Below are 14419 nucleotides of genomic sequence, written 5' to 3'. Positions count from 1 at the left end.
TTGTGGCGGGTGACGAGACCGCGGAGGCGCGCGAACAGGCCTATAGCGATTTCGTCGAGGGCAATCTGAAGCGTAATTACATCGCTCACTTCACCCACGGCATGCTCGGCATGACCGGCTTCCGGCTGATTTTCGCGCCAACCTTTGTGCCCGCCTATCTGCACATGCTGACCGGCTCGCCGATCTTTGTCGGTATCGGCCAGGCGCTGATCCAGCTTGGCGCGATTGCCTCGCCGGTCATGGGCGCCGCCCATATCGAACATCGGCGCCACGTCATGCCGGCCGCGATGACGATCGGCATATTGATGCGGGTGCAGTTACTCGGCCTGGCGCTGGCCGGCTGGTTCCTGACCGGCTCGGTCCTGATCGCGGCGACCTTCTTCTTCCTGTTGTTGTTCGGCTTCTTTCTGGGGTCACAGCGTGTCGCCTTCCAGGTCGTGCTGTCGAAGGTGATCCCGATCCGCATGCGGGGGCGATTGCAGGCCTGGCGCAATATCGCTGGCGGTGCGATCGCGGCCGGCCTGTCCTGGTGGGCCGGAGCGCATCTGATCGAAAACAATGCGTTCGGCAATGGTTATGCGACGACCTTCATGGTCGCCTTTGTGCTGACCAGTCTCGGGCTGGCGGCACTGTGGATGTTCATGCGCGAGCCGGAAAGCCCGACGGTGAAGGTGCAGATGGGGGTGATGGCGCGGGTGCGGGAATTCCCGCAGCTCCTCGTCAATCGCGATTACCGCAACTTCCTGATCGCCCAGATGATGGCGACGGCCGGCCGGATCGTCATTCCGTTCTGCATCATTTATGCGGGTCGAAAGATGGAGGTTGACGGGGCAGCGATCGGGCTGTTCTCGCTGGCCTTTCTTGGCGCCGACACCCTGACCAACCTGGTCTGGGGAACGCTGGGGGACCGGTATGGCTTCCGGCTGACCTTCATCCTTACCGTGGCGACCTGGATCGTCTCGCTTGTGGTCATGATCTTTGCGGAGCAACCGTGGCATTTCCTGGTCGCTTTTTTCGGATTGGGGGCGGCCGCGTCTGGCTATATGATGAGCTCGACGACGCTGGTTCTCGAGTTCGGCGAGCGGGACGATATCCCCATGCGTCTCGCCCTCTCGACCACGGTGGAAACCACAATGGCGTCGCTCGGGCCCGTGCTCGGCGGGCTGATCGCCAGCTTTTTCGGCTTGGTGCCGGTTTTCATCATCTCGCTCGTCAGCCTGGTGGCAGCTTTGGTTGTTCTAGTTTCCGCAGTACGCGAACCGCGTCATCTTAAAGCGGAAAGCGATGCCGCAGTGCAGCGTCGAATTAGCCAATAATAACTCGCAATACGGCCCCTATCTCCTTGACTTGCCAAATTCCGATTGATCTAATCGAATTTGCGGTATGCAAAAAATAAAGCAGCCGCACCAGTCTGGGAGGAGAATATGACTGTTAAAGGTCTCATGCGTGCGAGCAGCGCGCTGACAGCCCTTGCCATGGTGGCAGGCCTGTCGGCGACGTCATACGCGCAAGACGATGTGATCATCGTCACGGGTTCCGTCATTCGCGGAACCCCCGAGGACGCGGCCCTGCCGGTCGACGTCCTGTCTGCGGAAGAACTGGCCCGTCTGGGCAACCCGTCGCCGGTCGAGCTGATCAAGGCCCTGCCGGTCTCGAGCGGTGTCATCGGGGACACAAACCAGTTCGACAGCCGGTCGCAAGCCACCGAAGGCATGGCGTCGGTCAACCTGCGTGGCCTCAGCCCGCAGCGCACGCTTGTCTTGTTGAACAATCGTCGACTGGTGCCGGCGGGGACGGGGGTCCCGTTTGTCGATCTGAACCTGTTGCCAGCAGCGGCGATCGGGCGGATCGAAATACTCAAGGACGGCGCGGCCGCGATTTACGGATCCGACGCCATTGGCGGGGTGGTCAATTTCATTACCCGCTCTGACCAGGAAGGTTTCCGTTTCGGCGGTGATTATTCCTTCATTTCCGACACGGATGGCGATTACACGCTCCAGGGCAGCTTCGGTCACCAGGGCGATAATTTCCGCTTGATGGTGGCGGCCGGATATCAGCACCGTTCAGAGTTGTTGGCGATGGATCGCGACTTTGCGGTGCAGGACTTCGAAGCCAACCCGGAAGGCGGCTGGACCGGCGGCGGCAATCCCGCAACCTTCCTGCCATTGGGCATCATTCCCGGTGTGGGCGTGGCTCCGATTGGTGGCCTTCGGGCTGACCCGGATTGTGCTGCTCTCGGTGGCTTCGTGACGGCTGCCAACTGGTGCCGGACCCAATACACGGGTTTCGATGCACTGGTTGAGGAAGAGGACCGCTACCAGATCTGGGGCGAGATGGGCATCGATCTCACCGACAATGTAGAGTGGGAAATCAGCCTCCTCTATGGGTCAGACGAGGTTCCGCACTACCGGACCTCGCCGATGTATCTGCTGACCCAGGCACCCTCTGCCAGCGTTGGCGGATCGCCGAGTGGTTTCATCGTTCCTGGCAATAATCCGGGCTTCATCCAGATGGTCACGGAAAACCCCGGCGTCGTGCCGGCCGGAACGATTGCGGCGCTGTTCCCGACCTTGCTGTTCCGCCCGCTTCTCGCAGGCGGCAATCCGGCCTTCGCCGGACGCCCGGATGATCTGGGATCGGCAGTCGGATTGCGCGAGAATGAGAGTTTCCGGATTTCGACCGGGCTGAATGGCGAGCTGAACGATACGACCTCGTTCGACGTCAATCTCACCTATCATCGCTATGAGCGGTTCTATGATGGCTATGACAGCTTCGGTGACCGGGTCCAGCTGGCGCTGGGTGGCCTGGGCGGACCGAATTGTAACCCGGCCACCGGCACGCCGGGCGTCGGCGATTGCATGTGGTACAACCCGTTCGGCAACCAGGCGCCGGCCAATGCCGTCACCGGGGTCGAGCGGCCGGGTGCCGAGCCTAACCAGAACAGTGCCGAACTGATCAACTGGTTCTTTGTGCGCGGTTCCACGCGGCTGGAAACCGAATTGTTCGTCGCTGAAGCTACGTTGAGCGGTGAAACCGGTTGGGAGCTGGCGGGTGGTTCCGTCCTCTACGGTTTCGGTGGTCAGTACCGCCGGGAAACCTACTCGGCGGCCTATGGCGACAACAACAATATTGCCGTCAATCCCTGTCGTGACACGCCTGTCTCGGGCAATACGACCTGTGATCCGCAAACCGGTGCCTGGGCCTTCCTCGGGTCCAATGCCGACAGTGACGCGGATGGAGATGTCTATGCCATCTTCGGCGAGCTTCAATTACCGGTGACGGACGACTTCAATGTCCAGCTGGCGGCGCGCTACGAGGACTATGGCGGGCAGACCGGGTCGACCTTTGACCCGAAGGTCACAGCTCGCTGGCAGATCTCGGAGGGCTTCGCCCTGCGTGGCTCCGCCGGAACGACTTTCCGTGGGCCACCTGCCCAACAGACGGTCAACTCGAACGTCACCTCGCTGCAGGTGATTGCCTCAAGCTTCCGGCCTGTCGACGTCTTTGGCAATCCGGGGTTGGCGCCGGAATCGGCAACCAACTACTCCATCGGCGCCTTGTTCTCGACGGATAATTTCACTGCCAGTGTGGACTATTTCCGCTACGAGATTCAGGACACCATCAATACCGAACCACTCTCGGGCATGGTCGCCACACTGTTCGCCGATCCGGCGAATTGTACCGATCCGACCTTCGATGGCCTGCGTGAACGCTTCCAGTTCAATGATGGCGGAGGCGTGGCTGGTGCCGGTACTTGCGCGGCGGCAAACATCGCGCGGGTGCGGACCGAAGTGGTCAATGGTGGTGATCTCACCAGCTCGGGCGTCGACTTCATCCTCAACTATGATTTCGGCGATGTGATGGGCGGCACGCTCAATACCGGACTGACCGCCACCTACATGCTTGGCAATGAGTTGGGTGACGAGACGGTTGAGGGCGTCGTGGTCCAGCAGGGCTTCGACGGTGTCGGCTTCATGAACTTCCAGACCACCGCCTATCCGGTGCCTGAATGGAAGGCACGTGGCTTCTTCGAGTACACCGTCGGGAATATCGATACCCGGCTGACCTTCACCTATACCGACAGCTATCGGGATCAGCGAGCCGATCTGGGGACCGGGCCATTTGCCCCGAACCCCTACATCGTCGGCAATCCGACCCTGATGCAGGGTGCGACGATCGACAGCCAGCTGACGACCGACTTCAACCTGCTCTATCACTTTGGTGATGCAACGACCTTCTCGTTCACGGCGATCAACCTGACCGATGAGGATCCGAGCTTCTCCAGGCAGGACTACAATTACGACCCCTTCACCGGGAACCCGGTCGGTCGTGTGATCCGGGTCGGCTTCAACACCGAATTCTGATCCGCGAAACCCGGCAATGAGGAGGGCCCCGACCGCCAGGTCGGGGCCCTTTCTTTTGGGATCTGCGGGCGGACCGAGCGGGCAGCGCGGTTCTGGTACAGGAATGCTTCGAACCGAGGCCTGATTTTCCGATGTCCAGGAAAGGGCCATTGTCGGTGCCGACTCAGCTTCTCTCCGCCCTGCACCCTGTCCCGAGGGAGAGGGAAAGTGCACGCTACCTGAAAATCCAAAGAACTGATTTCCCGCCCATCGCACAACTCTTCCCGCTCCCGGGCCTTCTTGAGGCCGGGACCGGTTGTCCGGGGGGTCGGTATGACGGAGAGCGTTCGGTTCGGTGGGGCTGACGATCACCAGGCCCGGTGCCGCCGATGGGACCAAAATCCGCGAAAAGGCCTCGGAATTGCGATTGACCGCCCTGATCCGGTCAGGTCCGGCCGGCGCCCCGCACAACGTCTTTGCCCAAAACGCCAGGCGGTGACGCCGTGGCGATCCCGGTCCTTGGGCTCAGGCCTGGACCGGTTTTTGAGGGGGAGAGAACAGGCCATAGCTAAGCGTCGACGCATAGAAGGCGAACGCGTTTGCGGGTTCGACATCCTTGATCCAGTCGCGCAGGTCATAGGCCGAGTTCAGAGCGCCCATGATCGCCTGACTGGCGACCAGCGGATCGACCGGGCGTACGGAACCTTCCGTGATGCCGTCAATCATCATGCCGGCGAAGCGCCGCGCCATCCGGTTGGAGCGGTCGAGCACATCATTGCGCAGGTCGGTTGGCAGGGCTTGCAGGGCGGTCGTGCGTAGCAGCGGAAACTCGCTGTAGAGCTGGACATTCAGGAGCGTTGCCATCGAGGACGACAATTGCTGCCACTGATTGCCGCCTGCTTTGGTGGCTGCCCGCTGGACCAGCGAGACACGGCCATAGGAGCGGCGGAAGCACTCCAGCACCAGCTCGTCCTTGGCTTCCAGATGGTGGTAGAAACTACCCTTAGTGACGTTGAGTTCCGAGGCAATCTGTTCAACCGAAGCGCCGCGATAGCCGCGCTCGTTGATAAGGAATGTGGCGGCGCGCGCGAAATTGCCCGGCATGCCTTCGATTCCAACCTTCAGCTCGGACTCGTCGATCGGCAGGAGGTCGGGGGCCCAAGCGGCGCCATCGCGGGCGATGCCATGCTCGAAGATCTCGACCATGCGATGGATGACGCGGTCATAATCGCCGGTGGAATACTGGGACAGCCAGGCCGGAAGCCAGAACATGTTCTGGACGAGGACGTGGGCGCGGATGGTGGTAAGGATTTTGTCGTCCGCGGTCTTTGGGGCGTCAAAGAACATCCGGAGCTGGCGGAAAACCTGGATATAGCGCGCCGTCAGTTCGGACCCGAAGGGTTCATTGAGCGCTCGGATGTCGGAGATGACAGCGATTGGCCGTTCCACCTCGGCATTGATCCGCGCCTGCAGGTCAAAGTTCAACCGGATATAGCGCTCGACCCGGGCACGCGGCGTTGGCTCGGCAGCGGCCTCGGCGACAAGGTGTTCGATGCGCTCAAGTGCGCGCTCCAGCACGGCCGCGGCCAGCAATTCCTTGCGCTTGAAGTAATAGGTGATGCTGGTCGTGTTGAGTTCGACCAATTGGGCGACGTCGACAAATGTCATGCCCCGCACACCGTGCCGGTTGATCAGCGTCGCGGCTGCGTCGAGGATAAGCTCGCGCTTTTGGTGGAAGCGGCGGGTCTTTGCCGTATCCGCAGTTTTCGGAGTCGCATTCATATCATTCGCTTAGCAGAGTTTGTTTATCTGGTCACGCAGTCCGGCGCGCGGTCTGTCTGGACTGTTTCTTCACTGCGATGCCAATTTCGGTATGTTCCGACCCGGATGGGCCCATTTTCGGAAAGTCTCAATTTTCAAACACGTTCATGCGTCGTATCGCGATGTGTGAGGTCGCAGTGTAACCATTTACCGAGGAAACGGTATGGTTTAGTTTGCTGCAGCGCGGGATGGTTGCGCGCAGGAATGTTTGACCGGGATGGACAATGACAGCTGTGATTGGTGCGCCGCCGCCTGAAGATATTGATTTGCGCCGGCTGGAGAGCTGGCTTTCGGGGCAGATAGGCGGTTTTCAGGGGCCGGTCCGGCTGACCAAATTTCCCGGTGGCCAGTCCAACCCGACCTATCGGCTGGACAGTGCCGGAGCCTCCTATGTACTGCGGCGCAAACCGTTTGGACCCTTATTGCCGTCGGCGCATGCCGTGGATCGCGAGCACCGTCTGATCGCGGCGCTTCATCCGACCGGATTTCCGGTCGCCCGGCCCTACGCCCTGTGCACCGATGATAGCGTCATAGGCTCCATGTTCTACGTCATGGAGCTGGTTGACGGGCGCTCGCTCGCCGATGGCAGCCTGCCGGACGAGACGCCGGAAACCCGGGCCGCCATGTATCGCTCCCTGACCACGACACTGGCCGGGCTCCACAATGTTGATCACGTCGCCGTCGGCCTCGGCGACTATGGACGGCCGGGCAATTATTTCGAGCGCCAAGTTGGCCGCTGGACCAAGCAATACAGGGCGTCTCAGACAGACGACATACCCGAGGTCGAAGGCTTGTTGGAGTTCCTGCCACGCACAGTGCCGGCGCAATCACGAACTTCGATCATTCACGGCGACTACCGGATCGACAATGCGCTGTTCGAGCCCGACGGCGCCCGCATCAAGGCGGTGCTGGATTGGGAACTCTCGACGCTTGGAGACCCGCTCGCCGACTTCACCTATTACGCGATGCAATGGGCGATGCCTTCCGAGAGCGGCGGGGCCGGTCTTGCGGGCGTGGACTTTGCTGCGACCGGCATTCCGACGCTCACCGAGACCGTCGAGCTCTATTGTTCCCTGACCGGGCGCGACAGTGTGCCGGCCATGGACTGGTATTTCGCTTACAATCTGTTCCGCCTGGTCGGGATTGTACAAGGCATCAAGAAGCGGATCATTGACGGCAACGCGTCCAGCGACAAGGCAGAGGCAACGGTGGCACGTCTGGTGCCATTGGCAAAGACTGCCTGGCAATTCGCACGACAGGCCGGTGCCTGAGCCGTGGCCGGCCGGTCATGACGAGATCAATCGGGAGGGACGCAATGTCCATGTTCAGTCTGGCCGGCAAGACCGCCATCATCACCGGTGCCGCGTCCGGCATCGGTCGCGCGTCAGCCATCCTGTTCGCACAAGCGGGTGCCAGCGTCCTGGCCTGTGACCGCGATGCGGCGGTCGAGAAGACGGCAGAGACCATTGCCGCCGGTGGTGGCAAGGCCCACGCCTTCACAATGGATGCCGGTTCGGAAGCCGACGTGAAGGCCGCCGTGGCCGAGGCGGTCGCCGCATTCGGGCGGCTGGATATAGCCTTCGCCAATGCCGGTATCACCGGTGGGCTGCCCGAATTCTTCGAGACCACGGCTGAGACATGGGCTGATGTGCTCCGCGTCAACCTCATCGGTCCCTTCCTCGCCATCAAGCATGCCGCTCCCGAAATCATGAAATCAAGCGGTGGGTCGATCATCTGCACAGCATCGGTCGCCGGCTTGCGCTATGGCGCCGGACCGGTCGCCTATTCGGCATCGAAGGCCGGCGTAATCAATTTGGTCCAGAACGCCTGTCAGAGCCTTGTCGGGACCAATGTCCGGGTCAATGCGATCTGCCCCGGCCTGACCGAAACGGGTATGACGAAACCGCTCTATGACCAGGTTCGGGCTGTCGGCAAGGAAGACCGGATCGGCCAGCTCAACCCGCTGCAGCGCGGCGGTGAACCGGAAGAGATCGCGGCCATGGCGCTGTTTCTCGCATCGCCGGCATCCAGCTATGTCAATGGACAGGCGATACCGGTTGATGGCGGATTGTCGACCTCCCACCCGGTGTCTACCGCGACACAGAAAGCCACGAAGATGGCGCTCGATGCCTTGAAGGACGACTGATGTCGCTACCCAAGATACTGGCCGCAGCCGAGGCAGGGGGTGACTCCCTGACCGCGAGCATTCCCGATACCTGGATGCAGGGTCGCACGGCCTATGGCGGGCTGACCGCGGCTCTCGCGCTTGAAGCCGCGATGCGCTCACAGCCAGACCTGCCACCCCTGCGTTCGGCCCAGATTGCCTTTGTCGGACCCCTGGCTGGCGAGGTTACTGTCAAGACCGAACTCCTGCGTCGTGGCCGGACGGCAGCCTTCATCGAGGCCCAGGTTTTTACGGATGGCAAACTGGGTCTCAAGGCCCTGTTTGTGTTCATGGTCGGGCTTGAGTCCAGCATCGACTATGCCGCGAGCGCACGGCCGGAAGTCCCGAATTACGCTGATGCGGCACCAGCCATGGCAAATCCGGATCCGAAATTCTTCACCGGTAATCTGGAATACCGTCACGCGCTGCCGCTGGAGGAGCGCCACACGCCGGACTTCATGCGCTGGGTGCGGTTGAATGAGCGCGATGGCCTGGATCCGATGGTCGAACTGATGGCCATTGGTGACGCCTTGCCGCCCGCTGCCATGGCGCTGTTCGAGCGCCCTGGTCCGATCAGCTCGATGACCTGGCAGATCAATCTCCTTGCCGCCGCGCCGGCGACGACGGATGGCTGGTGGCTTTCCCGTTCGACCGCCGACCTCGCGCGGCACGGCTCGTCCAGCCAGCTGATGCAGCATTGGAATGCCGATCGCGAGCCGGTCATGTCCGGCATACAGAGTGTGGCGATCTTCGTCTGACCCGACATGAAAACAGGGCGACCCGTCTGGTCCGCCCTGCTCCCGTCCGCCGCCCCAGCCCGCCTCCCCATCCCAGGGCCGGTATGGCGTGTCTTACTGGTCGTAGGCAGCTGCTTGGCTCATGACCAGATCAATCAGATCGCGCTGGGCAATGCCGATGTCGAGCAGGTGCAGGCCCCAATCCGCCAGAATGGCGCCATTGGCCACCACGTCGCCGACAATGTCGTCGGTGCGCGGATCGGCCGGGTCGCCATGGACCGAGATGGCAAAATAGCTTCCATGCTCATCGTTCAGGCATTGACCTGTGATCAGGCCAGGAACCCGCACGAAGTCAGTCGTGACCTCTGCGCCACCCTCGACCCAGGGCCCTGCCTCGACCGAAGAGGTGAAGGCGCCGCCCGTCGCGAGATAGGCTTGAAGCGGTGTATCCGCATTGCCCGCAAGGTCGGCCGGATTGGTGCAGGCAACCTCAACGGATGGGTCCGGCAGTTTGCCAAAGCGCGAGGCTTCCGGCGGTGGGACGTCGGAACGGAAGGAAACATAGCTGATGAAGCAGCCGGTCTCGTCCGATGAGCGGCAGCTCGGCACGGCCTGGAAGGCGCCACCGACCGGCTCGCCCGGCGGAACGGCGATGTTGTAGCCGATCAGCATGGCCGAGAGCATGTTGGTCTGGATGGCCTGGCCGTCGACGACGCGGGCGACCAGTTGTTCCAGCATGCGGGCGCCCTGGGAATGTCCGATCAGTACATAGGGCCGACCGTCATTATCGTGCTCCATGTAATGGGCGAAGGCGGTCTGGACGTCGAGATAGGCAGTGACGCCATCGGCGGCGACCGGCTCGCCGGTCATCATCGAGCGCAGCGCAGTCAGCGTGACCTGCCGGTACATCGGCGCATAGGTCCGGCAGACCTCGCCGAAACGCGCGAACTGGGCCGCGATCACGCGGTCTTCCTCGTCATTGGCGACCATGTCGGAATTCGGTGTCAGGTCATTCGACACGGTCGGATAGACATAGAAGCAATCAACACCAGGGTCCGCGGCAGCCTGAAAGGCTTCGACGCTCATGCGGCCATCGGCCTCGATGATTGTGGTGTCGAGATCGATCGCGCAGGCGTCCTCCCGGCCGGGCCGGCACAGCCAGCTGTCGGCGGCGTCATAGTCCGGTGCCGTATAGCCCGGCGGCTGGGCGAGCAGCGTGGTGCCTGCCATCATCAGTGTTGCGATCAGCATCGCGTCTCTCCCCTTCAATATCCGGTGTCAGTCCGGCTTGGTGTCGGCGTGGTTCAGGCCTGTTCGGTCTCGAACAGGGGTTTCAGTTCGGTTTTGACGATCTTGCCATTGGCATTGCGCGGCAGGGTTTCCCCGGAAAAGAGGATGCGCACCGGCGTCTTGAAAATGGCCAGACGCTGACGCACCCACGCCTTGAGCTCCTCCTCGCTGACACTCTCGCCCGGGGCAAGGTGAACGACGGCTGCCGGCTCCTCGCCGAGCGTGCGGTGCGGGATGCCGACCAGGGCGGCATCGGTCACGGCAGGGTGTTCGTAGAGGACATTCTCGACCTCGCTCGAATAGATGTTTTCGCCGCCGCGAATGATCATGTCCTTGGCGCGATCGACGATGTAGCAGAAGCCTTCGGCATCGACCCGGGCCAGGTCGCCGGTGCGGATCCAGCCATCGACAAAGGTCTCGGCGGTCGCTTCGGGATTGTTCCAGTATCCGGTCACGATCTGCGGGCCGCGCGCCCATAGCTCGCCGACCTCGCCGACCGGCAGCTCGCGGCCGCCATCGGGCGCCATGATCTTGATGTCCGACACCGCCACCGGCGGGCCGCAGCTGTCGGGACGGTTGAGATAGTCCTCGGCGGAGTGGCTGGTCACCGTTGCCGAGGTCTCGGTCATGCCCCAGCCATTGCCGGGCAGGGCGCCGAACACCTGCTTGATCTTGCGCACCAGTTCCGGTGCCGAAGGCGCACCGCCATAGGCGATCGCTTCCAGCGAGGAGAGGTCATACTTGGTGCGATCCGGGTGCTCGATCAGCTGCCAGGCAATCGTCGGCACGCCGCCGGTCGTGTTGACCTTCTCGCGTTCGATGATCTGGAAGGCTTTCACGACATCCCATTTCGGCATGAAGACCATGGTGTGACCGGCAAAGATCCCCCCCATCAGGCCAGCATTGCAGGCGGTGACGTGAAAGAGCGGGATGATCGTCAGCATGACCTTCGGCGTCGGTGCCGGCGGTACCTCGCCACGCCGCAGACAGGCGCGGGCGGCGGAAAAGGCCGAGGACAGGATATTGGTCAGGATATTGCGATGTGTGCCCAGCGCGCCCTTCGGATTGCCGGTCGTGCCGCTGGTATAGAAAATTGTCGCCGGATCGTCGGGAGCAAGATCGGCATCCGGCAGATCGCCCTCTGGCAGGCCGGGATATCGGTCCGGCGTGCCGATCAGGTCCTCCAGCCGACGGGCTGGCGCATCCGGCGCTGCATCGCCGCGACAGACGAGGACGTGTTTGAGATCCGGCAGGCCGTTTGCCTCGGGGCCGATCCGATCCCAGCGCTCGGCATCACAGATCAGCGCCCTGGCACCGGAATCCTTCAGCCCGTAGGCCAGTTCCGCACCGGTCCACCAGGCGTTCAGAGGCACGATGATCGCGCCCAGGCTGGTAACGGCAAAGAAGGCGACCGGCCATTCCGGCAGGTTTCGCATGGCCAGGCCGACACGGTCGCCCTTGCCGATGCCCATCGCAGCGAGTTCGGCGGCAAGAGCGCGGGTCGCGCGAAACCAGGACTCATAGCTGATCCGCTCGTCCTCGTGGATCGTGAAGGTATGGTCGCCATGATTGCGCGCATGTCGGGCCAGTTCAGGCAGGCTGCCGAGGGCGTGCTTCCAGACCCGGGTCCGGACCCCGCGAATGGTCACGGTCTCCATCTCGAACTTGGTGTCCGGCGCACACAACAGGGCCTGTGCCTGTTCGATTGAGCAGGCGGGCCAGTCGGTCGGCACAGCGAGGCCTGCAACCGTTTCGGCTGCCTGTGTCTGATTATCCATCCCCAACGAAATCCTGTTTCGGGTTTGCTGCTTTATTTGTTGAGTCGACGATAGTGTCGAACCATATTTATCACAAGGCCTGACTATAACGCCCGGGCGATCACATCGGTTGCCTAGCATATCGAATGCAGGGTATGCAGCCTTGCAAAGGCGTCAATCGGCCGCTAGCGGTTGTCAGGCGATACGATCAATGGTCCCGCAGCGGGCCCGGAAACAGGAGATGGGGATGACGGTCATCAGCACGCGCAAGGACGGGGACGTACTCGTCGTCACGTCGAACAATCCGCCGGTCAACGCGCTTGGCCAGGCAGTTCGCGCTGGGTTGGCTGCCGCGATGGCTGAGGCGGCCTCGGACGATGCCATCAAGGCCGTTGTCATCACCTGCGAGGGGCGCACATTCTTTGCGGGCGCCGATATCACCGAATTCGGCAAGCCGCCGGTCGGTCCCTCCCTCCCCGAGGTGATCGACGCCATCGAGGCGAGCCCGAAACCGGTGGTTGCCGCGATCCACGGAACGGCGCTGGGGGGCGGTCTGGAGGTCGCTCTGGGGTGCCATTACCGTGTTGCCGCCGCATCCGCCAAGTTGGGCCTGCCGGAAGTCAAGCTGGGGCTCCTCCCGGGCGCCGGTGGTACCCAGCGCCTGCCACGTGTGGTCGGTGTCGAAGCCGCCCTGCCGATGATTGCCAAGGGTGATCCGATCCCGGCGGCTGCGGCCGAGCGGATCGGACTGGTCGACAAGCTGGTCGCTGATGACCAGCTGGCCGAGAGCGGTATCGCTTTCGCGCGCAGCGTGAGTTCAGCCACAACCCACCCGATTTCAAGCGCCCGCACCGACAAGCTCGACACGGTCTTGGCCGATGACTTCTTCGACAATTTCCGCAAGACGGAACTACGCCGCCTGAAGGGGTTTGAAGCGCCGGAGGCCTGCATTGAGGCTGTCCGCGCCGCCATAGAACTGCCCTTCGCCGAAGGGGTCAAAAAAGAGCGCGAGCTGTTCGGAAAGCTGGTCTCCGGCACCCAGTCCCGCGCGCTGCGCCATGTTTTCTTCGCCGAACGTGCCGCTGGCAAGATTGATGACATTCCGGCTGACACGCCCGTTCTGCCCATCGCGAAGGTCGGGATTCTGGGCGCCGGTACGATGGGTGGCGGTATCGCCATGAACTTCCTGACCGCCGGCATCGCGGTCACCATTCTGGAACGCGAACAGGACCCGCTGGACCGTGGCGTTTCGATCATCCGCAAGAATTACGAGCGCTCGGCCTCTCGCGGCAAATTCACGGCGGAGCAGGTCGAACAGTGCATGGGCCGGCTCACCCCGACGCTCGACATGAATGACCTGGCCGATTGCGATCTGGTGATCGAGGCCGTTTTCGAGAACATGGACGTCAAGAAGGACGTCTTCACCAAGCTCGATTCCATCGTCAAACCGGGCGCGATCCTGGCGTCCAATACCTCCTATCTCAATGTCGATGAGATGGCGGCGATGACCAAGCGACCGGAATTCGTGCTCGGTTTGCACTTCTTCTCACCGGCCAATGTGATGCGTCTGCTTGAGGTGGTCCGCGCCGAGAAAGCGTCTCCAGCCGTGCTCAAGACGGCGATGGCCCTGGCCAAGAAAGTCGGCAAGGTCGCAGTGGTGTCGGGCGTCTGCCACGGCTTCATCGGCAATCGCATGCTGTCGCCGCGTCAGCAGGCCGCCAATGCCATGCTGATGCAGGGCATTACGCCTTGGGCAGTTGATGACGCGCTGACGGATTTTGGCATGCCAATGGGCCCGTTCCAGATGGCTGACCTCGCCGGTCTCGATCTGGGTTGGAACAGGGACGCATCCAAGGGCGAAACCATCCGCGATGTGCTCTGCGAGCGGGACCGTCGTGGCCAGAAGAATGGCAAGGGGTTCTACGATTACGACGAGAACCGCCGCCGCACCCCGTCAGCCGAAGTGGAAGAGGTCATCGCGGCATTTGTCGCCAAGTCGGGCCAGGCGCCGCAATCCTTCTCCCCGGAGGAAATCCGAAACCGCCTGCTCTTCCCGATGATCAATGAGGGCGCGAAAATTCTCGACGAGGGCATGGCCCAGCGGGCCTCCGACATCGATACCGTCTGGATCAATGGCTATGGCTGGCCGGCCTATACCGGCGGGCCAATGTTCTGGGCCGACACGATCGGGCTGGATGTTGTGGTCGAGGGCTTGAAAGCTTTCGGGCACGAGGTTTCGCCCTATTTGGCTGACAGGGCCGCCAAGGGCGAGCGCTTCAACGGCTAGATGCCAAGGTAATCGGAGCG

9 protein-coding genes are annotated in these 14419 nt (G+C 62.2%); 6 read left to right on the top strand and 3 right to left on the bottom strand.

Annotation, left to right across the window (positions count from 1 at the left end; all coding sequences use genetic code 11):
- Positions 1 to 2: 2 nt before the first annotated feature.
- Positions 3 to 1316, top strand: a complete 1314-nt coding sequence (locus MMAR10_RS13730) for an MFS transporter (protein WP_011644591.1) — start codon at positions 3 to 5, stop codon at positions 1314 to 1316.
- Positions 1317 to 1424: 108 nt separating this feature from the next.
- Positions 1425 to 4364: a TonB-dependent receptor plug domain-containing protein gene (locus MMAR10_RS13725; RefSeq protein ID WP_011644590.1), complete on the top strand. Its 2940-nt coding sequence runs from the start codon at positions 1425 to 1427 to the stop codon at positions 4362 to 4364.
- A gap of 504 nt (positions 4365 to 4868) precedes the next feature.
- On the opposite strand, the gene MMAR10_RS13720 is transcribed toward MMAR10_RS13725, so the two are convergent.
- Positions 4869 to 6125 carry a TetR/AcrR family transcriptional regulator gene (locus MMAR10_RS13720; protein ID WP_011644589.1) on the bottom strand — a complete coding sequence of 419 codons (1257 nt, stop codon included), beginning with the start codon at positions 6123 to 6125 and terminating at the stop codon, positions 4869 to 4871.
- 263 nt (positions 6126 to 6388) lie between these two features.
- On the opposite strand from MMAR10_RS13720, the gene MMAR10_RS13715 reads away from it, so the two are divergent.
- The 3 genes from MMAR10_RS13715 to MMAR10_RS13705 are packed head-to-tail and all read left to right on the top strand — an operon-like array spanning position 6389 to position 9086.
- A complete protein-coding gene (locus tag MMAR10_RS13715) occupies positions 6389 to 7435 on the top strand; it encodes a phosphotransferase family protein (RefSeq protein ID WP_011644588.1) in 1047 nt (348 codons plus the stop codon).
- 50 nt (positions 7436 to 7485) lie between these two features.
- On the top strand, positions 7486 to 8310 hold the full coding sequence (locus tag MMAR10_RS13710; protein WP_041637024.1) for an SDR family oxidoreductase: 825 nt from the start codon (positions 7486 to 7488) through the stop codon (positions 8308 to 8310).
- The gene (locus tag MMAR10_RS13705) at positions 8310 to 9086 is read left to right on the top strand and encodes a thioesterase family protein (protein WP_011644586.1); all 777 of its coding nucleotides are present in this window, start codon (positions 8310 to 8312) and stop codon (positions 9084 to 9086) included. The genes MMAR10_RS13710 and MMAR10_RS13705 overlap by 1 nt, the downstream gene beginning before the upstream one ends.
- Positions 9087 to 9179: 93 nt before the next feature.
- Here the strand turns inward: MMAR10_RS13705 and MMAR10_RS13700 are convergent, their stop codons facing one another.
- Together MMAR10_RS13700 and MMAR10_RS13695 are read right to left on the bottom strand one after the other, a co-directional pair.
- Positions 9180 to 10316 carry a DUF3089 domain-containing protein gene (locus tag MMAR10_RS13700; protein WP_011644585.1) on the bottom strand — a complete coding sequence of 379 codons (1137 nt, stop codon included), beginning with the start codon at positions 10314 to 10316 and terminating at the stop codon, positions 9180 to 9182.
- Between the two features lie 53 nt (positions 10317 to 10369).
- Positions 10370 to 12133, bottom strand: a complete 1764-nt coding sequence (locus tag MMAR10_RS13695; protein WP_011644584.1) for a class I adenylate-forming enzyme family protein — start codon at positions 12131 to 12133, stop codon at positions 10370 to 10372.
- A 226-nt stretch (positions 12134 to 12359) separates the two neighbouring features.
- Here MMAR10_RS13695 and MMAR10_RS13690 point away from each other — a divergent pair, with 226 nt between their 5' ends.
- Positions 12360 to 14399, top strand: a complete 2040-nt coding sequence (locus tag MMAR10_RS13690) for a 3-hydroxyacyl-CoA dehydrogenase NAD-binding domain-containing protein (protein ID WP_011644583.1) — start codon at positions 12360 to 12362, stop codon at positions 14397 to 14399.
- The last annotated feature ends 20 nt before the right edge of the window (positions 14400 to 14419 follow it).

The sequence above is a fragment of the Maricaulis maris MCS10 genome, assembly GCF_000014745.1.
Lineage (GTDB): Bacteria > Pseudomonadota > Alphaproteobacteria > Caulobacterales > Maricaulaceae > Maricaulis > Maricaulis maris_A.
Note: the sequence above shows the minus strand (reverse complement) of the source record. Positions and strands in the feature narration are given on the sequence as shown.